At 64.3% G+C, this 24094-nt stretch carries 21 protein-coding genes; 8 read left to right on the top strand and 13 right to left on the bottom strand.

Features of this window, described 5'->3' with window-relative positions:
* Positions 1-23: 23 nt before the first annotated feature.
* From B9Z01_RS27615 to B9Z01_RS27630, 4 genes are all read right to left on the bottom strand, one after another.
* Positions 24-1022, bottom strand: coding sequence for an Ldh family oxidoreductase (locus B9Z01_RS27615; protein WP_085488732.1), 999 nt, complete (start codon positions 1020-1022; stop codon positions 24-26).
* Between the two features lie 42 nt (positions 1023-1064).
* Positions 1065-2402, bottom strand: a complete 1338-nt coding sequence (gene dctA, locus B9Z01_RS27620) for a C4-dicarboxylate transporter DctA (protein WP_085488733.1) — start codon at positions 2400-2402, stop codon at positions 1065-1067.
* A 202-nt stretch (positions 2403-2604) separates the two neighbouring features.
* Positions 2605-3780 carry a UxaA family hydrolase gene (locus tag B9Z01_RS27625; protein ID WP_085488734.1) on the bottom strand — a complete coding sequence of 392 codons (1176 nt, stop codon included), beginning with the start codon at positions 3778-3780 and terminating at the stop codon, positions 2605-2607.
* 110 nt (positions 3781-3890) lie between these two features.
* Positions 3891-4232: a UxaA family hydrolase gene (locus B9Z01_RS27630; protein WP_208626250.1), complete on the bottom strand. Its 342-nt coding sequence runs from the start codon at positions 4230-4232 to the stop codon at positions 3891-3893.
* A gap of 377 nt (positions 4233-4609) precedes the next feature.
* Between B9Z01_RS27630 and B9Z01_RS27635 the strand changes: the two genes are divergently transcribed.
* Entirely contained in the window at positions 4610-5368 is a 759-nt protein-coding gene (locus tag B9Z01_RS27635) for a GntR family transcriptional regulator (protein ID WP_085488735.1), read from the top strand.
* Between the two features lie 78 nt (positions 5369-5446).
* Here B9Z01_RS27635 and B9Z01_RS27640 read toward each other — a convergent pair whose 3' ends face one another.
* On the bottom strand, positions 5447-6379 hold the full coding sequence (locus B9Z01_RS27640) for a 2-hydroxyacid dehydrogenase (RefSeq protein ID WP_085488789.1): 933 nt from the start codon (positions 6377-6379) through the stop codon (positions 5447-5449).
* Between the two features lie 234 nt (positions 6380-6613).
* Here B9Z01_RS27640 and B9Z01_RS27645 point away from each other — a divergent pair, with 234 nt between their 5' ends.
* Positions 6614-8092 (top strand): sensor domain-containing diguanylate cyclase, encoded by a 1479-nt coding sequence (locus B9Z01_RS27645; protein ID WP_085488736.1) that lies wholly within the window; start codon positions 6614-6616, stop codon positions 8090-8092.
* A 14-nt stretch (positions 8093-8106) separates the two neighbouring features.
* Here the strand turns inward: B9Z01_RS27645 and B9Z01_RS27650 are convergent, their stop codons facing one another.
* Positions 8107-9075 (bottom strand): AraC family transcriptional regulator, encoded by a 969-nt coding sequence (locus tag B9Z01_RS27650; protein ID WP_085488737.1) that lies wholly within the window; start codon positions 9073-9075, stop codon positions 8107-8109.
* A gap of 349 nt (positions 9076-9424) precedes the next feature.
* On the opposite strand from B9Z01_RS27650, the gene B9Z01_RS27655 reads away from it, so the two are divergent.
* The 3 genes from B9Z01_RS27655 (at position 9425) to B9Z01_RS27670 (ending at position 12220) form a co-directional block, all read left to right on the top strand.
* Positions 9425-10477, top strand: coding sequence for an NAD(P)-dependent alcohol dehydrogenase (locus B9Z01_RS27655; protein WP_085488738.1), 1053 nt, complete (start codon positions 9425-9427; stop codon positions 10475-10477).
* A 577-nt stretch (positions 10478-11054) separates the two neighbouring features.
* Entirely contained in the window at positions 11055-11267 is a 213-nt protein-coding gene (locus B9Z01_RS36425; protein WP_143809082.1) for a hypothetical protein, read from the top strand.
* The gene (locus B9Z01_RS27670) at positions 11264-12220 is read left to right on the top strand and encodes a LysR family transcriptional regulator (RefSeq protein ID WP_085488739.1); all 957 of its coding nucleotides are present in this window, start codon (positions 11264-11266) and stop codon (positions 12218-12220) included. Before B9Z01_RS36425 ends, B9Z01_RS27670 begins: the two co-directional genes overlap by 4 nt.
* A gap of 91 nt (positions 12221-12311) precedes the next feature.
* Here B9Z01_RS27670 and B9Z01_RS27675 read toward each other — a convergent pair whose 3' ends face one another.
* The 5 genes from B9Z01_RS27675 to B9Z01_RS27695 form a co-directional block, all read right to left on the bottom strand.
* On the bottom strand, positions 12312-13457 hold the full coding sequence (locus B9Z01_RS27675; RefSeq protein WP_085488740.1) for a nucleoside hydrolase: 1146 nt from the start codon (positions 13455-13457) through the stop codon (positions 12312-12314).
* A gap of 172 nt (positions 13458-13629) precedes the next feature.
* Positions 13630-15114: a glucose-6-phosphate dehydrogenase gene (gene zwf, locus B9Z01_RS27680; RefSeq protein ID WP_085488741.1), complete on the bottom strand. Its 1485-nt coding sequence runs from the start codon at positions 15112-15114 to the stop codon at positions 13630-13632.
* A gap of 192 nt (positions 15115-15306) precedes the next feature.
* Positions 15307-16263, bottom strand: a complete 957-nt coding sequence (gene lhpI / locus B9Z01_RS27685; RefSeq protein ID WP_085488742.1) for a bifunctional Delta(1)-pyrroline-2-carboxylate/Delta(1)-piperideine-2-carboxylate reductase — start codon at positions 16261-16263, stop codon at positions 15307-15309.
* Between the two features lie 127 nt (positions 16264-16390).
* Entirely contained in the window at positions 16391-17014 is a 624-nt protein-coding gene (locus B9Z01_RS27690; protein ID WP_085488743.1) for a C39 family peptidase, read from the bottom strand.
* A gap of 60 nt (positions 17015-17074) precedes the next feature.
* On the bottom strand, positions 17075-18415 hold the full coding sequence (locus tag B9Z01_RS27695) for an NAD(P)/FAD-dependent oxidoreductase (protein ID WP_085488744.1): 1341 nt from the start codon (positions 18413-18415) through the stop codon (positions 17075-17077).
* Positions 18416-18665: 250 nt separating this feature from the next.
* Between B9Z01_RS27695 and B9Z01_RS27700 the strand changes: the two genes are divergently transcribed.
* The 3 genes from B9Z01_RS27700 (at position 18666) to B9Z01_RS27710 (ending at position 21444) form a co-directional block, all read left to right on the top strand.
* On the top strand, positions 18666-18920 hold the full coding sequence (locus B9Z01_RS27700) for a helix-turn-helix transcriptional regulator (protein ID WP_085488745.1): 255 nt from the start codon (positions 18666-18668) through the stop codon (positions 18918-18920).
* Between the two features lies 1 nt (position 18921).
* Complete coding sequence (locus tag B9Z01_RS27705; protein WP_085488746.1) at positions 18922-20262, top strand: type II toxin-antitoxin system HipA family toxin; 1341 nt, start codon at positions 18922-18924, stop codon at positions 20260-20262.
* A gap of 327 nt (positions 20263-20589) precedes the next feature.
* Positions 20590-21444, top strand: a complete 855-nt coding sequence (locus tag B9Z01_RS27710) for a helix-turn-helix domain-containing protein (RefSeq protein WP_085488747.1) — start codon at positions 20590-20592, stop codon at positions 21442-21444.
* 58 nt (positions 21445-21502) lie between these two features.
* Here B9Z01_RS27710 and B9Z01_RS27715 read toward each other — a convergent pair whose 3' ends face one another.
* Both B9Z01_RS27715 and B9Z01_RS27720 read right to left on the bottom strand, forming a co-directional pair.
* On the bottom strand, positions 21503-23341 hold the full coding sequence (locus B9Z01_RS27715; RefSeq protein WP_085488748.1) for an ATP-binding response regulator: 1839 nt from the start codon (positions 23339-23341) through the stop codon (positions 21503-21505).
* On the bottom strand, positions 23311-23865 hold the full coding sequence (locus B9Z01_RS27720) for a putative pterin-binding protein (protein WP_085488749.1): 555 nt from the start codon (positions 23863-23865) through the stop codon (positions 23311-23313). Before B9Z01_RS27720 ends, B9Z01_RS27715 begins: the two co-directional genes overlap by 31 nt.
* Positions 23866-24094: the final 229 nt, after the last annotated feature.

The raw sequence follows: 24094 nt of genomic DNA on the forward strand, positions 1-24094 counted from the left end.
GCCCACATTTCCTTCATGCCAGCTCAACTAGGCCCTTCCAGTTGCGCGACCAGCGCATCGGGAATCTCCACGCCCTCGTCGCTCGCCGTTGCGGCAAGACGCTCCCTTCGGTAACCGGGCAGACGCACATCGTCGTCCAGCAGCATCATCTCGATCAACGCTTCGACGCGCGAGAGATAGGCGTCGTCGCCCGCCAGCGCGCCCGGATCGATCGCCCAGAACAGATGGCCGATGCGCGAGCGCTCGCCCTCCTCGGTCAGGAACGAACCCGCTTCGTAGCCGAAGTTCGCGCCCGTCAGCGCGGCCGCCAACAGCTCGACGACGAGCGCCAGCATCGCGCCTTTCGCGCCGCCGAACGGCAGCATCATGCCGTCGAGCGCGGCGCGCGCATCGGTGGTCGGCAAACCGTCGCGCGTCGTGGCCCAGCCTTCGGGAATCGGTGCGCCGTCGCGCGCGGCGATGGCGATCTTGCCGCGCGCGATCTGCGACAGCGCGAGATCGATCACGAGCGGATCGCCGTTGCGGCGCGGAAACACCGCCGCGATCGGATTGGTGCCGAACAGCGCACGGCGGCCGCCCCACGCGGGCATCGCGGCCGGCGAATTACTGAACGCAAGCCCGACCATGCCCGCCGCGCCGAGCGCAGCCAGATGCGCGGCGCCCACGCCGAAATGGTGACTGCGCCTGATGCCCGCGACCGCGCTGCCGAATTGCCGCGCGCGTTGCGTCAAGGTCGCGATCGCGAGATCGCAGGCCGGGTAGGCGAGGCCGTCCGCCCCGTCGATCAGGACTGTCGCGCCGCGATCCGCGACGATGACCGGCCGCGCGGCGGGATCGACCCGGCCGTTGCGCAACTGCGCGCAGTACATCGGCAGACGCGAGACGCCGTGCGAAGACAGGCCGCGCACGTCGGCATAAACGAGCGCGCGAGCGGTCGATTCGGCGGTTCCGGGCAACGCGCCCGCGCGGCGCAGCGCGGCGACGGCGAGAGTCGTGAGCGCGTCGGGAAACAGTCGGGCCATCAGGCGTTCCTCTGGTTTGGTGTTGATCGACGTAGCACTGTGTCATCGAGCGCGCGAAGCTTCAAGCGCGGCAGACTGACCGGCCTGCGCCGGCTGCGCCGGCTGCGCTGGCGCCTGGGCCTGAGCCTGCACCTCGCGCGGCGCGGCGAGAAACTCGCGCGCCGCGCGTGCGTCGAATGCGCCTTCCCAGCGCGCGACCACCAGTGTCGCGACCACGTTGCCGATCATGTTGGTCAGCGCGCGGATTTCGTTGAGCACGCGATCGACGCCGAGAATCAGCGTGATACCAGCCACCGGAATGATGTTGTGCGTCGACAGCGTCGCGGTCAACGCAACCAGCGCGGCGCCCGCCACGCCCGCTCCGCCCTTGGACGTCAGCATCAGGATCGCCAGTAGGCCGAGTTGCTGCATCAGCGTCAGGTGCGTGTTGGTGGCCTGCGCGATGAAGAGCGAAGTCATCGTCAGATAGATCGCGGCGCCGTCGAGATTGAACGAATAGCCGGTGGGCAGCACGAGCCCGACAATCGCGCGCGGGCAGCCCATGCGTTCGAGTTTCTCCATCAGGCGCGGCAGCACCGACTCGGTGGTGGATGTGCCGAGCACGATCAGCAGTTCCTCGCGGAAGTACCTGAGCAGCGGCCACAGTCCCACGCCCGCCCAGCGCGCTGCCGCGCCGAGCACGATCGCAATGAACAGGATGCTCGTGATGTAGAAGCACAGGATCAGCAAGCCGAGTTGCTGCAACGTGCCGATGCCGTATTTGCCGACCGTAAACGCGATCGCACCGAAAGCGCCGAGCGGCGCGAGCCGCATGATCATTTCGACGATGCGCATCAGCGTGTCGCCGAACTGCTCGATACCGCGCATCAGCAGCCGGCTGCGCTGCGACATGATCGACAGCGCGATGCCGAACAGCACCGAGAACAGCAGCACCTGCAACAGGTCGCCGCGCGCGAACGCGCCGACCACCGAGTTCGGCACGATCATGTCGATGAAGCTCGACGACGCCGCATGCGCGTCCGCGACGTAATGCGTGACGGCGTGCGTGTCGAGCGACGCGGGGTCGATGTTCAGTCCCGCGCCGGGACGCAGCACGTTCGCGACCACGAGACCGAGCACGAGCGCGATGCTCGTCACGACCTCGAAGTACAGCAATGTCTTGAAGCCGACGCGGCCCACCTGCTTGAGGCTCTCCATGCGCGCGATGCCCACGGAAACCGTGCAGAAGATCACGAGCGTGATCAGCATCTTGATGAGGCGGATGAAGGTGTCGCCGAGCGGTTTCATCTGCACGCCGAACGCGGGTGCGAAATGACCAACGAGAATGCCTGCCGCAAGTCCGATCAGGACCTGCACGTAGAGATGTTTGAGCACGCGCAAGATGGTGTCTCCTCCACTCGCTGCTGCCAGATGTCGAACCGGCGCCACTGCCGCATGACTTGCCGGTCACGGGTGGCATCTCGGCCATTCTCCGTGCCGGCATGCGCCGGGTATGTGAGGACGCTCCGTGCGTGGCGCGTCGTGCCGTCCGGCCTCGCGACGACGGCGCACGCGACCCGCCGGAGCGGCGAGGCCGCCCGCGTCAGGCGCTTTCGAACAGACGCGTCAGAACGAACTCGCGATGACCGAGCGCTTCCGCCGCGGTGAAGCGGCCGTTGATCGTCGCCATCATGCTTTCGAGCAGTCTGTCGCCGCTTTGATCGAGATTCTGCTCGCGCTGCAGAATGCCCGTCACGTCCACGTCGATATGCTCGCCCATCGTGCGCACCGTGCGCGGATTTGCGCAGATCTTGATGACAGGCACGATCGGATTGCCGATCACGTTGCCCTGGCCCGTCGGGAAGAAATGCACGACGAAGCCCGATGCCGCGCACAACGTGACCATTTCGGCCGCCGCCGATGACGAATCCATGAACCACAGTCCCGAATGCGTCGGCTCTTCGGCTTTGTCGAGCACACCGTCGACCATGCACTTCTTGCCGATCTTCTGGATGTTACCGAGCGCCTTTTCCTCGATCGTGGTCAGGCCGCCCGCGATGTTGCCCTTGGTCGGCTGCGATTCGGACAGGTCGTCGGTTTTCCAGCGATTGATCATGTCCTGATAGCGATCGAACATGAACTGGAAGCGCTCGCGCACGCCATCGTTCGCGCAGCGCGCGGCGACGATCTGCTCGCCGCCGGTCAGCTCCGAGGTCTCGCCGAATACGAGCGTGGTGCCGAGGCCGTAGAGCTTGTCGAACGCGTTGCCGACGGTCGGATTCGCGCCGCAGCCCGAGGTCGTATCCGACTCGCCGCATTTGGTGGATACCCACAACTCCGAGATCGGGCATTCCTCGCGATCGAGCGCAGTCGCGTATTGCACCATTTCCTTCGCCGCCTTCGAGGCGCGCATGATCGTATCGTGATCGCCATGCAGCTCGATGCCGAAGCCCATCACCGGCTTGCCGGTTTTCGCAATGCCGTCGACGACGCGCTTGGTCCACCCTTCCTCGATGCCGATCACGACCACCGCCGCGACGTTCGGATTGCTGCCCGCGCCGATCAGCGTGCGGAAATGCAGATCGAGGTCGGCGCCGAATTGCAGCCGCCCATAAGGATGCGGCAGCGCCATCGTGCCTTTGATGTTGTGTTCGACCGCCTGCGCCGCGGCATTCGATAGATCGTCGACCGGCAGGATGATCACGTGGTTGCGTACGCCGACGCGGCCGTTGTCGCGACGATAGCCGCGGAAAGTCGTATCCAGGTCAATCACGCTCATGGTGTCTCTCTCGTTCGGGTTGATGCGATGTGTGGAGGCGGCTCGATGCCGCAAAGCGGTGCTGTACAGAACGTGCGCCAAAGCACGCGCGGAAATACCCGCCGCGGCGTCTACCAGCGCTTCGTCTTGATGTTGTGCACGTGTGCGTGCTCGCCGGCCTTGATCGGCGCGACCACCTTGCCGATGTCGACGCCGTACTTGAACACCGTGTCGCCGACGGCCATGTCCTTGAGCGCGACCTTGTGGCCGATCGGAATGTCCTGCTTCGCCGGGAAGCTGACGATCTCGTCCTCGTCCATGATCCATGCGTTGAGCTGCGTTCCCGCCTTGATGCCCTCGACGACCGCCACGCCGACCGTGTCTTTTGCCTCGTGAAGAACGATGTGGATCGTCTTGCGCTCGGCCGCCGCGCCCGCTGCGGTGCCGTTGATGTCTGCCGTGGGATTGCTCATTAGCGTCTCCGTTCGTATGTTGAATGCGGTGTGAGGTGCCGCCGGGGCAGCGCAGCGAGGTGCGCCGTTGTGAATCGATCGCGGTGAATCAATCGCAGTGAATCGATCACGGTGAGTCGATATTAGGCGCCGACCTTGTCAATGTCAACTAGGTCATCTATATGTGTTAGAAGAGTTCGATGAATTCGGAAACGACACGTGCCGTGCTCATGAAGGCAGTTTTTGCGGATGCAGCATGCGTGGCGATAGCATCCGCCCCACTGTCGCGACGCGCCGACACCGGCAATTCATCTAGCTCTACTGGATGATCTGGTCGTTTAGAATCGGGGCAGGTTCAACCCTAGCGAGCGGCACGACTCGCGCATCCCAGAGGTTTTATGAGCACGCTCGCCATCAATGCGCCCGCACTGGGCGGCACGCGGTACAAGGAGGTCAAGAGCGCGATTCTCGCGGCGCTCGCGGCCGGCGAATGGAAAGGCGGCGAATGCATTCCTTCGGAAAAGCGCCTCGCCGAGCGCTTCGGCGTGTCGATCGGCACGCTGCGCAAGGCCATCGACGAACTGTGCGCGGAGAACATCCTGGTCCGTCATCAGGGGCTCGGCACGTTCGTCTCGATGCATCAGCGCGACCGGCACTTCTTCCGCTTCTTCCGCATCGTGCGGCGCGACGGCGACAAGGCCTATCCGGTCGTCACGCTGATCGAATTCAGGAAAGCACGCGCGTCGCGCGAAGCGGCGGCCGCACTCGGCATCGCGGCCGGCGCGCGCGTTTTGCAGTTCGTCAATGGCCTCGCGCTACATGGCAAGACGGTGCTGATCGAACATATCACCGTGCCCGAGGCGCTGTTTCCAGGCTTGACCGAGAGCAAGCTGCGCAACCGGCCCAACACGCTCTACAACTTCTATCAGGACGGTTTCGGCATCAATGTCGTCGATACCGACGAGCGCGTGAGCGTCGCGCTTGCGAATCCGCTCGAGAGCGCGCAACTCGGCGTCGAAGTCGGCGCGCCGCTGCTCGAGATTCGCCGCATCGCGTACTCGTATCACCGCAGCGCGGTCGAATTGCGGATTTCGCGGCTCGATACCGAAGAATACGAGTACATCGGCACCCGTGCGGCGCGCGACGATGAGAAGTAAAGCCGGGAATAGACGGCGGAACGCGCTGCAGAAGCTGCCGCGCAAACCGGCGGCGGCGAGTCAGATCGATGTCCGACCTCAGATCGGCGTAAGCACCGGCTCACCCGCGAAATGCCGCTGCGCGTTACTCAGAAAGTTGTCGACCGAAGCCGTGATCGCTTCCGGCGAGCGGCCGCCCACGTGCGGCGTCAACACCACGTTGCGCAGCCCGAGCAGCGCCTGCGGCGGTTCCGGCTCGCTTTCGTAGACGTCGAGCGCGGCACCCGCAATCGTTCCCGCGGCAAGCGCGCGGGCGAGTGCCGCGGTATCCACGACGCTGCCGCGCGCCACGTTGACCACGAAGCCGCGCGGACCGAGCGCCGCCAGCACCGTCTCGCCGATCAGATGCCGCGTGCCCGCGCCACCCGGCGTCGCCACGACGAGGAAGTCGCTCCATTGCGCAAGCGCCGCCACGCTGTCGAAATAGCGCAGCGGCGAATCTTCGCGCGGCTTGCGGTTGTGATAGGCGACCTCCATCTCGAAGCCCGCGGCGCGGCGCGCGATCTTCGCGCCGATATGGCCGAGCCCGACAATCCCCAAACGCTTGTTCGAAACGTTCGGGCGCATCGGCAGGTGGTCGCGCCAGACGCCTTCGCGCGTCGCGCGGTCGAGTTGCGGCACGTCGCGCACCACGGCGAGCAGCAGCGCGAACGCGTGATCGGCGACGCAATGATCGTTGGTGCCCGCGCCGTTGACGAGCACGATGCCGCGCGAGCGCGCGTGATCGATAGCAAGGTTTTCGTAACCGGCGCCAAGCGCGCTCAGCAGTTCGAGCCGCGGCATGCGGTCGATTTCCGCGGCGCCGAGGCCCGTCGTGCCGTTGGTCAGCACCGCGCGGATCGCCGCGCCATGTGCGGCGATCGCGGCTTCGCGCAGCGCCGGCACGGGTGCGTAGATGACATCGAACGCGGCTTCGATGCTCGCGCGGCTTGCGTCGTCCAGATGGATCAGAACCAGCAGGGATGGCTTCATGGCGGCATTGTCCCGACGGCGGGGATAAATGAAGTTCAAATGGAATCCATGGCGCCCGAGTGTAGCAAGGCTGCGCCTCGCGCGCAGAAGGCCCGTCCTCAGGTTCGCGCAAGCGCGGCCGTTATTTCGCTGAACAGGCCTGCGCAAAAAACGACGCATCGCAAGTCTTTCGTTTCGGCACGGACGAACCCGTCTTAAAATAGCCGCAACTACGCCCCCTCCCCCGAGAACGCCATGCTGGATACCCTCACGAGCGGCCCCGCGCCCATCAACGAAGACGCCGGGATGTTCGAGCTCGCCCCCGTCTCGCTGTGGCTCGAAGATTTCAGCGGTGTGCGCGCGCTGTTCGACGAATGGCGCGCGGCCGGCGTGACCGATCTGCGTGCCCATTTCGCCGACGATCCACACCGGGTCGCTGAATGCGCACACCGCATCGGCGTCGTCAAGGTCAACCGTCAGACCCTCACCCAGTTCGAGGCCTCCGACTTCGACACGCTCACGAGCAATCTCGCGTCGGTGTTCCGCGACGACATGCTCAAGACCCACCTGGAAGAGCTGTGCCAGTTGTGGGCCGGGCAATTGCACTTCACGAGCCACACGGTCAACTACACGCTCGGCGGACGGCGGCTCGACGTGCTGCTCAAGGGCGCGGTGCTGCCTGGTCACGAGGAGCGCTGGGACCGCGTGCTGGTGTCGACCGAGGACATCACCGAACTCGAAGGCGCGCGGCGCCGCGTCGCGCTCGCGGAACAATACGCGCGCGGGCTCTTCGAACATTCGCCGGTGTCCCTCTGGGTCGAGGATTTCAGCACGGTCAAACGCCTGCTCGATGGCGCGCGCGCGGCGGGCATCAACGATTTCCGCGTGTTTACCGACGTGCATCCCGAGTTCGTCGAGCGCTGCATGGCGGAAATTCACGTGCTCGACGTGAACCAGCACACGCTCGAGATGTTCGCCGCGAAGGACAAGAAAACGCTGCTCGCGCGTCTCTCCGAGGTATTCCGCGACGACATGCGCCCGCATTTCCGCGAGCAGCTGATCGACCTGTGGGACAACAAGCTGTTCCAGCAGCGCGAGGTGCTCAACTATTCGCTCGACGGCAACGAAGTGCACGTGCACCTGCAATTCTCGGTGCTGCCCGGCCACGAGCAGAACTGGGACCTCGTGCTCGTCGCGCTCACGGACATCACCGCGCGCAAGAAGGCCGAGGCGTACCTCGAATTCCTCGGCAAGCACGACGTGCTGACCAAGCTGCGCAACCGCTCGTTCTACGTGGACGAACTGAACCGGCTCGAACGCAAGGGGCCGTGGCCGGTGACGATCATCATCGCCGACCTGAACGGCCTGAAACGCGTGAACGACCAGCTCGGCCATGCGGCCGGCGATGCGCTGCTGCGCCGCGCCGGCGAGGTGCTCGCGAAGGCGATGGAGCCGCCGTTCCACGCGGCGCGTATCGGCGGTGACGAATTCGCGATCCTGATGCCGGATACCGACGAGCGCAGCGGCGCCGCGATGATCGATGCGATCCGCCAGCTCGTGGAGATGAATAACCAGTTCTATCCGGGCGCGCCGCTGCATTTTTCGATGGGCGCGGCGACTTGCCAGCGCGGCGACCGGCTCGAATCGGGCGTGCAGCGCGCCGATCTGCGGATGTACGAGGAAAAGCGCGCGCACTACGAGAATCAGCCGGCGCCGAACGGCGCCGGCAAGTGAGCTTCAGACCGCGGTCACACCGCAGTCACATAGCGCGGCGCCGGTTTGGGCGGAAGCGGCGCCGGTGTGTCATAAGCGGCGCGCATGCGTTTGATTTCGTCGACCGGGGTCACGCCGAACAGGCGCTTGAATTCGCGGCTGAATTGCGAGGCGCTTTCGTAACCGACGCGCGCCGCGGCCGCTCCCGCATTCAGACCGTCCTGCACCATCAAGAGACGCGCGTGATGCAGGCGCGTGGTCTTCACGTACTGCATTGGCGAGGTGGCCGTGACCGCCTTGAACTGCGCATGAAACACGGCGAGGCTCATGCCCGCTTCGGCGGCGAGCGTATCGACGTCGAGCGACACGTGGTAGTCGGCGTGAATGCGCCGCAGCGCCTTCGCAATGCGGCCAAAGTGATTCTGATGCGTGAGCGCCGCGCGAATCGCATCGCCCTGCTCGCCGGTCAACACGCGATAACAGATTTCGCGCACGATGCCGGGCGCGAGGATGCGCGCGTCGAGCGGCGACGCCAGCGCTTCCATGAGGCGCTGCACGGCGTTGCTCAGCGCGGGATCGAGCGGTGTCGAGTAGACACCCATCGGCTCGTTCTGCGCGACGCCCTGCGTTTCGTTGAGCGCCATCAGCAACTCGGCGACCATCGTCAGATCGACACGCACCGAGATGCCGAGAAACGGCTCGTGCTCGCTCGCCTCGGTCTCGCACTCGAACGGCAGCGGCACCGACAGCACGAGGTACTGCTGCGCGTCGTACTGGAATACCTGATCGCCGAGATAGCCGCGCTTGCGTCCCTGGCAAACGATCACGATGCTCGGCTCGTACATCACCGGCCTGCGTGGCATCGGACTGTTCGCGCGCAGCAGGTTGACGCCCTCGAGGCTCGTGTGCGTAAAGCCGGCATTGGGTGCGAGCACGTCGAACAGTTCGAGCACACGCTGCTGGGAAGGGTCACACGTAACGGGGCTTGCGGCTTGGGTTGACATGACGGTATGGTGACGAGCAAGAGAATAATGCTTGAAATTTAGCACCAAACAGCCTACTGCGCTTCTACCCAGGAGTTTTAGGCAAATCTTCAAGACATTCAGGTATTCCGTGAGCGGTGCTGCGCTCCTATGATGGGAACCCTACCGGATCACCTTTTTCGTTGCGCGAAGCACGCCCGCACATTCGCCGCCGTGCCGCGGATTGCTTCAATGCCGCGTTCACCTTGCGCCTGCCGCCGCTCGCGCCACGATCCGGGTTCATGCTGGGGTTCGCCGCATCCGCGACGTTCGTCGCGCATCGCAGGCGCTTTGCACCCTTGCGCCATCATCCTCTTTGCTGGAGCTACCCATGAGCACGACTTATGCCTATGCCGCGACCGACGCCACCGCGCCGCTCGCCCCGTTCGACATCCAGCGCCGCGCCCCGCGTGCCCATGACGTGCAGATGGAAGTCCTGTTCTGCGGCGTGTGTCATTCCGATTTGCATCAGGCACGCAATGAATGGCAAAACACCGTGTTTCCGGTGGTGCCGGGCCATGAGATCGTCGGCCGCGTGACGGCGGTCGGCTCGAACGTGACGAAGTTCAAGCCCGGCGATCTCGTCGGCGTCGGCTGTCTGGTCGACTCGTGCCGCACCTGTGCGAGTTGCGCGGAAGGTCTCGAACAGTATTGCGAGAACGGTTTTGTCGGCACGTACAACGGCGTCGATCGCGTCGACGGCCAGATCACGTACGGCGGCTATTCCACGCAACTCGTCGTCGACGAGGCGTTCACGCTGCGCGTGCCGGACAATCTCGACCCCGCCGGCGTCGCGCCGCTGCTGTGCGCGGGCATCACCACGTATTCGCCGCTGCGCACGTGGGGCGCGGGTCCGGGCAAGAAGGTCGGCATCGTCGGCCTCGGCGGTCTCGGTCATATGGGCGTGAAGCTTGCGCGCGCCATGGGTGCGCACGTCGTGTTGTTTACGACGTCGCCGTCGAAGATCGAGGATGCCAAGCGGCTCGGCGCGCACGAAGTGGTGATTTCGAAGAATCCGCAGGAGATGGAAGCGCATCTGAACAGCTTCGATTTCATTCTCAACACCGTGGCTGCGCAGCATGATCTGAATCCGTTTCTGAACCTGCTCAAGCGGGACGGCACGATGACGCTGGTCGGTGCGCCGGAGCACGATCATCCGTCGCCGCAGGTCTTCAATCTGATCCTGAAGCGGCGGCGCCTCGCGGGGTCGTTGATTGGCGGTATTGCGGAGACGCAGGAAATGCTGGACTTTTGTGGTCAGCATGGCATTACTTCTGATATTGAAATTATTCCGATGCAGAAGATTAATGAGGCTTATGAGAGGATGCTCAGGAGCGATGTCAAATATCGGTTTGTGATTGATCTGGATTCTTTGAGGAAGTAGCTGGGTTTTTTTGCCCGCGCGGCGCGGTTTGGGTTTTTGATGCCTGTGGCCGTGCGGGTTTTATGGTTGTTATTTTTTGCCTTTGGTTTTGTTTTTTTCTTTGTTCATGCGGCGTTGGCCTTTCCTTGCTTTCTTATCGGTCTATTAGCGTTGCCCCTGTGCGGGGCGGCACCTACTTTCTTTGCGGCTGCAAAGAAAGTAGGCAAAGAAAGCAGCTTCACACCGCCAGTTCTTAAGCGGGGCCCCTGGCTTGGAGGAGGCAGTGGTGCATCTGGAATCTGTGCCCCCGCACATTGCACGCTGGTGACAAAGCCATCATCCGCTCCCACTCCGCACTACGTGCGTCGCGGACGGGTCTGCAGGGGAAACCCGTGGGGCGAGCCTTGGTCCGTGGGGGCCATCGGCTTCGCCTCGGCGAGGTGCCGAAAAAACTGACGGTTTTTGAACAGGGGTTCGGCGCGCGCAGCGCCGCCGGAAGAATGACTGCCTTGTCACTCACGGCAAATGCGCGAGGAGACAGATTCCAGATGCACCACTATCCCCTCCGAGCCAGGGGACCCGCTTAAGAATTGGCGGTGTGAAGCTGCTTTCTTTGCCTACTTTCTTTGCAGCCGCAAAGAAAGTAGGTGCCGCCCCGCACAGGGGCAACGCTAATAAACCAATAAGAAATCAAGGAAAGGCCAACACCGCACGAACAAAGAAAACAAGGAAAAACCAACACCACAAGAACACAGAAAAAAAACCACCCGCGAATGCAAAAAAACCACTTTTACTGGAGCATGCCCCGTGATTGACAGAATAACTGCAATGCGCACATTCATCCGAATCGTGGACACCAACAGCTTCACCCGCGCAGCGGAGTCATTGAACATCCCACGCGCGACGGCGACCACCATCGTCCAGAACCTGGAAGCACTGCTAGGCACCGCACTACTCGTGCGCACGACACGCCGCCTAAGCGTGACGCCGGAAGGCGCTGCCTATTACGAACGCTGCGCCCAAATCCTCGCCGACATCGACGAGATGGAAGCCAGCATCCGTCACTCAATCGACAACCTGACCGGCCGCCTACGCATCGAAATGCCAAACGCCGTCGCAACCGCCATCGTGCTGCCCGCCCTCGACGAGTTTCACGCGCTCTACCCGAATCTCGATCTCGCGATCGGCGTGAGCAATCGCACCATCGATCTGGTATCCGAAGCAATCGATTGCAGCATCCAGCTCGGCGAATTGCCGGACTCGAACCTCGTCGCGCGGCAACTCGGCACGCTCGAACACGTGACCTGCGCGAGTCCGGCCTACCTGGCCCGCCACGGCGCGCCCGTCGATCTCGACGATCTGCGCGCGCACGTCGCGGTCAACTGCGTGTCGCCGCATAACGGCCGCGAATGCGATTTCGATTTCGAAGTGGATGGCGAAGCGCTCAGCGTCAAGCTCAAAGGCTTCGTCAAGGTCAGCGACGAACAGGCCTATCTGACCTGCGGTCTGCAAGACCTCGGCCTGATCCAGCCCGCGCGGGTCGCCGCGCAGCCCTACCTCGATTCGGGGCTGCTGCGCGAAGTGCTGCCGCAATGGAAACCGGTGCCGATGCCGGTCTCGGTCGCGTACGTGAAAAACCGCCGCGTGTCGCCACGCGTGCGCGCCTTCGTCGACTGGCTCGCGGAGCTGTTCGAAAAGACCGGGCATGTCGAGCAGGATCTGTCGCGCGTGCGTCAGTTGCTACGCGGCCTGCATCCCGCATGAAGCGGGAGCATGCGCAGCAATGCGCACGCTTGCAGGCGCGCGGCGCTCCAATGTGCGCCAAAGCGCCCGGCACACGCGCAATATGCGCGTCTCAGTCCAGTAGCTTGACCGGCACCGGCCGCGTCAGCAGATCGACATAGAAATCGAAAAAGGCCGGATTGTCAAAGCGCTTGACGATCGTCATCTTCTGCAAACCCAGCGGCGGCGAACTCGTATAGCCCGTGGCCTTGCCGTCATTCGCGCCGAAGCTCGTATCCACGTCCACCCACTCCTCGACGGTCTGCGTCGCGAACGAAGGATGCATCAGATACGCGAGCGTCAGCGTGTCCCAGATGTTCGTCGTGTAGTTCGGGTTCGTCTCGAAGCCGTTCTTGCCGTCGAAGCCATAGCCGTTGAGCGTCTTGAACAGTTGCGTGATGATGGTCTGCTTCGTCGGATCATGCGCGACGCGATCGTAAAGCGCCTTGTCCATCTGCACGGTGTCCGTCACGTCGAGCGGAATCACCACCTGTTTGATCGGCAGACGCAGGACCGTTTTCGCCGCTTCGGGATCGAGCCACCAGTTGAATTCGGCGGTTGCCGTGGTATTGCCGGGCACGTCGATCGCGCCGCCCATGTAGATGATCTGCTTGATCAGCGGCACGATCTCGGGATGCTCGCGCGTCGCGAGCGCGATGTTGGTCAGCGGGCCGATGGCGAGTATCGTCACTTCGCCCGGATAGCGCTTCACCGAATCGACGATGAAATCCACCGCGCTCTCGCTCTGCACCTTCGTGTGCGTGGCGAAACCGTCCGGCGGCGCGACGAGGTCGCTATCCGATTTCGGCTCGGGCGAGTTCCATGCGCCGAGATAACCGTCGCCGCTGGGGAATTCCTTCAACTCGGCCTGAATCGTCGCGAAGTCGTGCGAGAGCGCGTAATTGGCGCCCGCATACACGCCGATCTGCTTTTCGACACCGAGACGTTCGACCGATTTCAGCGCATCGGAGACACCCTGCTTGAGCCATTGATTGCCGGACACGACGGTGATGCCGAGCACTTTCAGCGAACCCTGCGCCTGCAATTGCGCGGCCATTACGCCGAGCTGGCCGTCGTCGCTGAGCGTGTTGTAGTCGCTATCGATGATGACTTTCGGTGGACCGGCCGGGGCATTCAGATCACTGCCGCCGCAAGCGCTGAGGTTGAGAACGGTTGCGACGCTTGCTGCCCATGTCAATGCCACGAGAATTCGCCTCATCGATTATCTCCTTTGGAACGCCGCCAGCCGCGCGGACAAGGAGACCTATCATAGGCGTAAACAGGATGAAATCAAATTGTCATGCTGAACGAATCATTCATGGAATCGGCTTGCGCCGCCGCAACGTGGCCAGGTTGCCTGGCCGCATTGCGGCACGCCATCCACGATCCGCTTACTGCGACTCTTCCTCCGCCCATACCGCGTTTTCCCGCGTCATCAACGCAGTCGACGCCGCCGGGCCGAAACTGCCCGCCGTATAGGCGCGCGGCCGCTCGCCCGACTTCGCCCATCCGTTGAGAATCGGCTCGGCCCACGCCCATGCCGCTTCGAGTTCGTCGCGCCGCATGAAGTGCGTGAGGCGCCCGCGGATCACGTCGATCAGCAGCCGCTCGTACGCTTCCGCGCGGCGCTCGGTGAAGGCCTGCTGCAGATCCAGATTCAGGCTCACCGGCAGCATGTGCATGCCGCTGCCCGGCTCCTTCGCGAGCATCTGCAGCTGGATCGACTCTTCCGGCTGCAACTGGATCACGAGACGGTTGCCGTAGTTGCGGCCGCCGCTCGGAATGATCGAGAACGGCAGCTCGGAAAACTCGATGACGATCTCCGAGAGCTTCTTCTGCATCCGCTTGCCGGTGCGCAGGAAAAACGGCACGTTGGCCCAGCGCCAGTTGTTGATGCGCGCACGCAGCGCGACGAAGGTTTCGGCGCGGCTGCCCGCCGGCACGTTGTCTTCCTCGAGGTAGCCCTTGACCGCCTCGCCGTCCACCGCGCCCGCGGTGTACTGGCCGCGCACGGTGTCGCGCACGATGTCCTCGGGCGTCATCGGCCGCAGCGAGCGCAGCACCTTGAGCTTTTCGTCGCGCACCGCGTCGGGATCGAGCGACACAGGCGGCTCCATTGCGACGATGCACAGCAGTTGCAGCAGATGGTTCTGCACCATGTCGCGCAGCGCGCCGGTCTTGTCGTAGAACCCTGCGCGGCTGCCCACGCCGACCGTTTCAGCAACCGTGATCTGCACGCTCTTGATGTACGGCGCCTGCCACAGCGGCCCGAAAATCGGATTGCCGAAGCGCAGCACCATCAGGTTCTGCACGGTTTCCTTGCCGAGATAGTGGTCGATCCGGTAGATCTGCGCTTCGCTGAAATGCTTGCCGACCGCCGTGTTGATTTCCTGCGCGGACGCGAGATCGTGGCCGAGCGGCTTTTCGAGCACGACGCGCGAATTACCGTCGACGAGCCCCGCCGCCGTCAGGTATTCGCAGATATTCGTGAACAGATCCGGCGAGGTTGCGAGATAGAACACGCGGCGCACGCCTTCGCGCGAGGCTTCCTTCAGGCGCTGGTAGTCCTCGGGCGTATCGACGTCCATGCGCACGTATTCGAAGAGCGCGAGAAATTTGTCCCACGCGGAAGCATCGAACGCCTTCTTCTCGATGAAGGGCTTCGCCTTCTGCTCCATGAATTCGCTGATGTACTCCTCGCGCGACCACGGCTTGCGGCCAATAGTGAGGATGCGGGTGTCAGGCGGCAGATTGCAGTGCAGATGCGCCATATAGAGCGCGGGCAGCAGCTTGCGGAACGACAGGTCGCCGGTGCCGCCGAAAATGATCATGTCGAGCGGCAGTTCGGGTGTGGCGGAAGCTTGTTGGATCGTCATGGCACGGTCGCAGCGTCGTAAGGGAAAAGACATCGATGAAAAATCAGCAGCCAGCGGGACGAACAGCGCAAGTCCGCGCCGGCGTTTTTTTCCGGCAAACGCCTATGGTGCAACGTTTTGAGATAGTTTGCACGGCAACATCTGCCCCAGGTTGGCGCAAGATGCCAATCTGGCGCGAAAGCGTCCTGTTTTTCAGGGGTTTTTGTGAGCCAAAACCTCGCGCGCGACCCGGCACGCGGCGAGGTCCCACGCCGCGCAGCCGACGCTCTTGAACATCACCGGCCCCGTCGGCAATGGTTCGGCATTGCCGAGCACCGCGGCAATGCCGCCGACCCGCGCCCAGTCCACGCGCGCCTGGATGAAATCTCCGGCCTCGTGCTTCGCGCCAGCCGGATCGTCGACGAACAGCGCGCTGCCCGCGAGCGTGTTCGCGCCGATCTCGACCATCTCCGGCGTGAACGCGCCGACGCCGATCACGAGCCGTCCGGCGCGCGCCGCCTCGTCATAGACCGGCTGCCGGCTCGTGGTCAGCGCGATCACGACGTCGACCGAAGCGGGAATCGCCGCGCCGCCCTGCACGGGTTGCGCGGGTTGTGTAAACGCGCGCAGCTCGCGCACCTTGCCGCGCTGCGCGGCGCAGAACGCTTCGGCGCGCGCGGGCGCGCTGCCTTGCACCCATACGCGCGCGTCGGGGTAAAGCTCGCCGATCGCCTCGAGATGATTGTGCGCCTGTGTGCCCGTGCCGATCAGCAGGAATTCGCGCGGCGTGTTTTGCGTGAACGTCGCGACGCCGAGCATCGACATCGCCGCGGTACGGCGGCCCGTCACAGTCGGGCCATCGAGGACGAACAGCGTTTCGCCGGTATCGGCGTCGAAGGCCATGACCTGGCCGTGGATCGTCGGCAGATCGCGCGCGCGGTTGCTCGCGCACACGTTGACGAGCTTGTGGATCGCGAGATCCGGCGCGGTGGCGGGCATCGACAGCATGATGCCGCTTGCGTTGAGCGGCACGACGAGTCGTTCGGGGCTCGCGATGCGCTCTTGCGCGTAATCGATGCTCGCGCGTTCGAGCGCGTCGACAAGCGCTGCGTACGGCATCAGCCGCGCGGTGGCGGCGGCGTCGAAGATCTGCGTGGTCGGGCGGGTCATGAGCGGGGCGTTCCAATCCTGGTGAGGGGTTGAGTTCGGCTGCCTGAAGCGGCGCGGGACACGGGAGCGGCGAGTCTCGGCGAGGCCCGTTGCCGGGTCGTTTGCTCGTGAGCGGTCCGGTGGGCCATCATCGCATGAGCGTCATCCCACGCCCCGCATAGAACCGCGTCATCGTCGCGAACGGCAGATACACGTCGGCCTGATGCGGCGCGATGCCCGACGGATTGTGAAACCACACGCCGTCGCGATCACGGCCGTGCAGCAGGATGAGATGACCGCCCTGCCGCTGGTTCGGCCGCTCGGGATAGCGGATTTCGGGGCTCACCGAAACGATCGCGAGCGTCTCGGCATTCAAGCGCGCGGCGATCTCTTCGAGCGAAGCCTGCGGCAGCACGTCGACCTCGATGCCGAACGCAGCGCCCGCCCATCGGGCGAACGGCTGGTAGATCAAACCGTCGACGCCGCCGTCCTCGCGCATCCGGTACACGCCGTGCCGCAAGGCTTCGTCGAGCAGCGCGGCTCGCGGTGCGTGATCGATGCGCCAGTAGTCGAGCGCCGATTCGAGGCACGTGAGCCCGCACAGCCGTCTGGCCCAGAAACGGTAGCGCTGCGGATCGGCGAAACCGCTGCGCTGCCAGTGCGGATCGTCGCACGGATCGCATTGCCGCTCGACGATGTCGCGCACCCATTCGGGGCTGCCCCATTGCGTGTAGTACGGTACGCCGGCGTGGCGCAGTGCGGATTCGGTCATGGGTCGTCGCGGTTGTATCGGCGGGTCTCGTGGATGAGGAGAAGTTTTACAGCACGGGTTTTACAGCATGCTACGCGGCCGCTGCATCGTGCCGTCGAAGAAGCGCTGCAAGCGGAACGCCGACAGATCGAGCGACGGGCTGCCGCCATCGTTGATGTCCGCAAGCAGCTTGCCGACGATCGGCCCCATCGCGAAACCATGGCCGCAAAAGCCGGTGGCGATCGTGAGGCCCGGCACCTGCGACGGCGCATCGATCACCGGAATGCCATCGGGCAGTACGTCGATCAAACCCGCCCATGCTTCGACCACCTGGGCGTCCTTGAGCACCGGAAACAGCGCGCGCAATTTAGCGAGCGCGCGCGGCGCGTGGCCCGCGTTCGGCTGCGGCTGCGGATCGCGCGGATACAGCACCCGTTCGGCCTCGGGCACGCCGCCCGGCAAACGCTCGCGCAGATCGTGCAGACAGGCGCCGTTCAGATGGAAGCTGAACTTTTCGCGCTGCTTCCACAGCTCGGGCAAAAACCATTTGAGCGCGCGGAAATGGCCGAGCGTCATGTCGACGTCGACCTGCATGTCGTCAGCGAGATTGATCGCGCCGTTCGCGCGCTGCCGAATGCCGAGGCCGTGCCCCCAGAACGTCGACGCGGTAATGGCCGGCAGCGGATTGGTGCGCATGCAGGTGCCGCGCACCGCCTGCTGCGGCAACTCGAGGCCGAGCGTTGCGAGCAGCCGCCAGCTGCTCGCCCCCGCCACGCAGATGAAACGCGAGGTGCGCAGCGTCCCGCGTTCGGTCACGACGCCGCTGATCGCGCCGCCCGCACGCTCGACGCCGATCACACCGCAGCCCTCGAAAAACAGTGCGCCGGCTTCGGCGGCCCGCGCCGCGAAAGCCGCGGCGACACGGCGCGGTTCGGCCTGGCCGTCGCTCGGCGTGTAGAGGCCGCCGAGCGCGGGGCCTTGCATGCCGGTCACGATCGCATCGATCTGCCGGCGCTCGAGCGTGCGCGTATCGAGCCCGTGCTGGCGCGCGACGTCCATCCATTGCTGGAACGAGACCCAGTCCTCCTCATCGGTCGCGACGTAGAGGCAGCCGCCCTGGCGCCATTCCAGATCGAAATTCAGCTCGCGTTCGAGTTCTTTCCACAACGGGATGCCCGCCATCATCAGCGGCACCTCGGCGGCTTCGCGGCCCTGCTGGCGCACGAAGCCCCACGCGCGCGACGACTGCTGCCCGGCGATCCGCGACTTGTCGAGCACCACCACAGAAAGGCCGCGACGCGCCAGATAATAGGCGGCCGCGCAGCCCATGATGCCGGCGCCGGCGATCACGACGTCGGCATGAGTGGGGAACGGTTGATCGGCGCGAGTGAAGTTCGAATGCAGCGGGTAAGTGGTGGTCATCGAGTGGTGGTCATCGAGTCGTAGCCATCAGGCGGACGGATCTTGAGTGTGGGCGTCATCTTCGCAGGCGCGCGGGTTGTCCGCAATGCCGCGGGCTGGAAACCCCACGGCAGCGGGCACGCAGCGGGTTGTCCGGTCATTCGTCAATTATTCGCCACACGAATATTTGACGAATATCTGCGAGACGAATATTTGACAAATATTCGTTTGACGCATAAATTGCATTTATTCGTCTCACAGATAATCCGCCATGTTTCATCTCATCGCCCAACCGGACCAGATGGCCCAACTGCTCGCGGCCAGCCGGCAGCAGGCCGGCCTCACGCAAACCGAAGCAGCAGCGCGCATCGGCGTGAGCCAGAGCCGCATTTCGGCGCTCGAAACCGACGCGAGCGCGCTCACCCTCACCCAGTTGCTCGCGCTGTGCGGCGCCTACGGTCTGCAACTGCAGGTGCGCGACAGAAATCAGCCGGTCCCGGAACCGGCGCCGCTCATCGAGTGGTGAGATGGCGCGCGCTACTCACTCACGGGCCTTGTCGGTGTGGGCCAACGGCGAGCGCGTCGGCGTATGGCGCCTGCCCACACGCGGACAGATGGAGTTCGCCTACGACCTCCCGTGGATCGCCTCGCCCGCGGGCCGGCCGCTGTCGCTGTCGCTGCCGTTCACGCCCGGCAACATGACGCACAAAGGGGCGCGGGTGCTCAACTACTTCGACAACCTGCTGCCCGACAGCGACGTCATCAGAAAACGCATTGCGCAGCGCTACCAGACCGAAACGCTCGAGGCGTTCGACCTGCTGCAGGCGATCGGCCGCGATTGTGTCGGCGCGGTCCAGTTGCTCGCCGAAGACGACACGCCGCAGGGTGTCGTCCGGATCGAGGGCACACCGCTCACGGACGACGAGATCGAGGCGCTGCTCGCGCAAACGGTCGGCAGCCCGGCACTCGGCGCGCCCGACGAAACCGGCGACTTCCGCATCTCGCTCGCGGGCGCGCAGGAGAAAACCGCGCTGCTCTGGCACGACGGCAAATGGCAGCGGCCGCACGGCGCGACGCCGACCACGCATATTTTCAAGCTGCCGCTCGGGCTCGTCGGCAACCGGCTCACCGACCTCAGCACGTCGGTCGAAAACGAATGGCTGTGTCTGCAGATTCTGCGCGCCTACGGTCTGCCGGTCGCGAATACGGAAGTGCTCAGGTTTGGCAAGCAGCGGGTGCTCGCCGTCGAGCGCTTCGACCGGCAGATGCATTCGAGCGGCCAATGGCTGCTGCGTCTGCCGCAGGAAGATTTCTGCCAGGTGTACGGCGTGCCGTCGCATCGTAAATACGAAAACGAAGGCGGCCCCGGCGTGCGCGATCTTGCGCGGATTCTTCAGCAATCGGTCGACGCGCGCCGGGACCTCGAAACCTTGCTGGCGAGTCAGATCCTGTTCTGGATGCTCGCCGCGCCTGACGGCCACGCGAAGAACTTCAGCATCCGCCTGCTCGCGGGCGGCCGCTTCCGCCTCACGCCGCTTTACGACGTGATGTCGATCTGGCCGGTGGAAGGCAACGGCCCGAACCAGTGGTCGTGGTACAAGGCACGGCTCGCAATGGGCCTGTGGTCACGCAGCAAGCACGATGCGTTTCGCGACGTGCAGCGGCGCCACTTCAACGCGATGGCGCTGAAGTGCTCGTATGGCGCCGACGCCGAGCCGCTGATCGAGCGGTTCATCGAACAGACGCCCGAGGTGATCGAACGGGTATCGGCGCAGTTGCCCGAGCGGTTTCCGGGCAAGGTCGCGGAGCGGATTTTCAAGGGGCTGAAAAACTCGGCGGCCAAGCTCGGAAAGATGCCGGCGAGCTGAGCGCCACGGCAAACAGGCCCACCCGCGTCCATCCACTCCTCCGCCACCCCATTCGCGCATTCCCTGGAAATACGTCGTCGTTTAACCGGTAAAATACCTTTGATGCGAAACGCATCAAAAATCACTGACGTGGCCGTCGCGCACCTCGCATCGGCCCCCAGCGACGCTCCGGCAAAATCATAGGCTCTGAATTTTTTGCGGTACTTTGCGGTACATTTGCTGTCCCCACACATAGCCACTTTATGCGCATTGAATGTGCACAGCCGCGGCGCGCCTGGCGCGTCGCGCTTCCCCTATACCCTTTAAGACGGCGGATTCTCACGCAGTATGGCCAACGAAACAAACTCACCAGACTCCATCGCGGTTGCCGAGCGCGTGCGCGAGTTGATGAGCCGGCATGGAATCGGCAAGCGCCAGCAAACCACGGAGCTATGCCGCATCCTCGATCTGAGTTTTTCCCAGGGGCACCGCAAGCTGCGCGGCAATAGTCCGTGGACCCTGTCGCAGATCAAGAAAGTCGCGGAGGTGTTCGACGAACCCGCGGCGCAGCTATTCGGTGCGCAGTCGCTCGATCCGGGCGTGGTCGGTGCGGTGGCCCAGGAGGCCATGTTCTGCATCGGCGCGAGCGAGATTGCCTGCACCGCCTGGGTCGGCGCCGCGCTCGAGCCGGGCAGCCGCCCGGAATTCGTCGCGTATTCGCGGCTCGGTCAATGGCGCGTCACGCGTCACGACGGCACGCTGTACCAGAGCGCCTACGAAGTGCACAAGATCGAGATCTATCCGCGCCGCGCCGAGACCGACAAGGCGACCATCGCGGTCGTCGACGACGATCACGCGAGCGCCGACAATCTGCGCGACTACCTCGAACGCAGCGGTTTCGCGGCGGTGGCGATCTACGGACTCGCGGCTTTTACCGAGCAGTTGCAGACGCAGGTATTCGACGCTGTCATCATCGACTGGCTGTTCGGCGCGCAAACCTCGGCGGCCGCGATTCGCGCGATGCGTGCGTCGGAGAATCCGGATGCGCCGATCTTCGTGCTCACCGGCGAGCTGCTGACCGGCAAGGCCAGCGAATCGGAGATCAGCCAGGTGATTCGCGATTACGACGTCGCGTGTTACGAGAAGCCGGCGCGCATGGCGATTCTCGTTGCCGATCTGTCGAAGCGGCTTAATCGGCCTTGACGCGCTGACGAGTGCCTGAAGGCTCGGGCTCGGCGAATTGCACAGCGATGCGCCGCCCTCACGCCATATGCCGCGCCGCCAACGCCCGCTGCAGCGCGTTGCGCAAATCCTCGTAATGTACCGGCTTTAATAACGCATCGAAAAACGGCAGCACGCCGCCGCCCCCATCCGGCACGACCTCCGGCGCATACGCGCTGACCACGATCACCGGCACACCTGCCGACGGTCCGCCGCGCGTGGCGAACTCCGCGAGAAACGTATAGCCGTCGCGCTCCGGCATGTAGAGATCGAGCAGCACCACGTCGCAGCGATGCGTGTCGAGCCATGCGAGTGCGTCGTCGGCATTGCCGAGCGCGTGCGCGTCGTAGTCCATGTGCGCGATCATTTCGCTGAGCGACTCGCGAATCAGCCGGTTGTCGTCGACGATCAGCACGCACGGCCGTGCGCCGCCCGTCTCGGCTTGCGTCGCGACATCGTGTGGCTCGACGGTGGAGACCGGCACGACCGGAATCGTCACCGTGAAGGCCGTGCCCTTGCCGACCGTGCTCGCGACGTCGACCGTGCCGCCGAACAGCTTCACGAGCCCCTGCACGATCGTGAGTCCCATGCCCGCGCCTTCGAAGCGGCGCGCGCGCGATGCGTCGAGTTGCGTGAACTCCTCGAAGATCAGCGGAATCTGCGCTTGCGGCACGCCCGGCCCTGTATCGCTGACGACGAAAATCAGGAGCGCCGGCTGCTGGCGCAACTCCACGCGCACGACGCCGGTTTCGGTGTAGCGGATCGCGTTCGTGACGAGGTTGTTGACGATCTGCCGGATGCGGTGCGGGTCCGACTCGACGAGGCCGCTCACGCCGCTCGCCTCGCCTTCGAGCTTGAGCCCGCGCGCCTCGGCGGCCATCGTATGTTCGTCGACGATCGACGCGAGCAGCTCACGCGGCTCGAAATGCTCGTGGCGCAACTCGAGCTTGCCCGCGCCGAGGCGCGCGTAGTCGGTCAGATCTTTCATCTGCGCTTCGAGATGGCGTGCCGCGGTTTCGAGCCGCTGGATCACCTTGCGGTCAGCCTCGGAGTGATAGTTGAAGCCGAGCAGCTCGACCGACGAGACGATCGCGTGCAACGGCGTGCGCAGCTCGTGACTGATCATGCCGAGAAACGCGTCCTTCGCGAGACTCGCCTCGCGCGCCGCGCGGCTCGCCTGGTGCTCGGCGTCGAGCGCCGCGCGCTGCTGATGCATGAGCCGCGTGCGGCGCCGCCCGTTCAACACGAGCAGCAGCGTCGCCGCCGCCGACAACAGCAGCAGCAACAGGCCGCCCGCGAACAGCATGCGGCGCTTGTCGATGAAATCACGGTTCATCGCCTCGCGGTCGGCGACGTCGGCAAAGCGGCGCGAGAGCGCAAGATCGTTGACCTCGTTCCAGTGCTGGCGCAATTCCGCGATGATTCGCTCGGCGAGGCCGCGGTCCTTCGGCAGCGCGTCGACCTCGGGCTGGATGTCGTCGAGCACATGCTCGAGCGCCCTGATCTCTTCGAGCTGCCGTTGCAGCAGCGTGAGTTGCGCAGCGAGCCGGTTCGTCGAGCCCGCCATCACATGCAGCTTCGATTGCAGCAACTGGAACCGCAGTTGCAGCCGCTGATAGTCGCTGTCGACACCGGACTGATACAGCAGCAACTGGTTCTCGAAGCGCCCGTACGCGATCTGCAACTGCGCGGCGTCCCAGTAGAAACCGTCGTAGGTGCCGGTCAGCTGCTCGGTCGCGCGCGGGTTCAGCAGGTTCGCATACAGCAGATACCCGATCGCGCCGACCGGCGCCGCGAGCGCGGTGAGCCAGATCAGCACGTGGAACACGCGGCGCCACGGACTGCGCACTATCGGACGATGAGGGCCTTGATCTGCCATACGAATTTCGAGTCGCCGAGCGCACCCGTCAGATCATCCGGAAACGCGTCGCGCGGGTAGATAAGGAACAGCGGCCCGAAGTCGCTGATTTTCAGGCGCCGGCCGTTCATGCTGTAGGCAACGATCACGCCGTAGCGCGCACAGTCCGACACCGGCACGGTGTAGGTGTAGTCGTCGAACGTGCGGAACTCGATCTCGGTGCCGAACGCGCCGACCGTCTTCAGAATATCGGCGAGCAGCGGGCCTGTGAAGGTCGAGCGCGGCGTCCAGGTGGTCGCGGTCGTGATCGAATGAACGGGTAGCGCAAGTAGTTCGGCCTCGGTGAAATGATAGACGCGATGCGCCGCGTCGTTCGTGTTGGCGATCTTGCCTTGCACGTCGAGCGTGAGCGGCGGCGGCGCCTCCTGTGCTTGCGCGCAGCAGGCCGCCAGCGCGAAGATCAGGCCCATGATCAGGCCCATCACCCAGCGCACCCGCCCGGGCGCGCCGGTTCCGCCGCGCAGCGTTGCAATCACTTTGGCCATCTGCTTTCTTATCCGTTTTCGTTGATCCGCGGGATTGGCCCGCGGCGCGCCCGCGCCACTTGTCCGCCTCAGCGCGGCGTGACGGCGCTCCAGCAACCCGGCACCGCTCACTTGATTCAGCCTGACGCGCCGTGCCGTGCCGTCAAACGCGCGTCACCCCGACACGCTCCCTTTGACCCGCATGCATAATATCGCCAAAATCCAGTGTCTCCAAAACGGGGCCGCCGCA

It is taken from the genome of Paraburkholderia susongensis, assembly GCF_900177725.1.
Lineage (GTDB): Bacteria > Pseudomonadota > Gammaproteobacteria > Burkholderiales > Burkholderiaceae > Paraburkholderia > Paraburkholderia susongensis.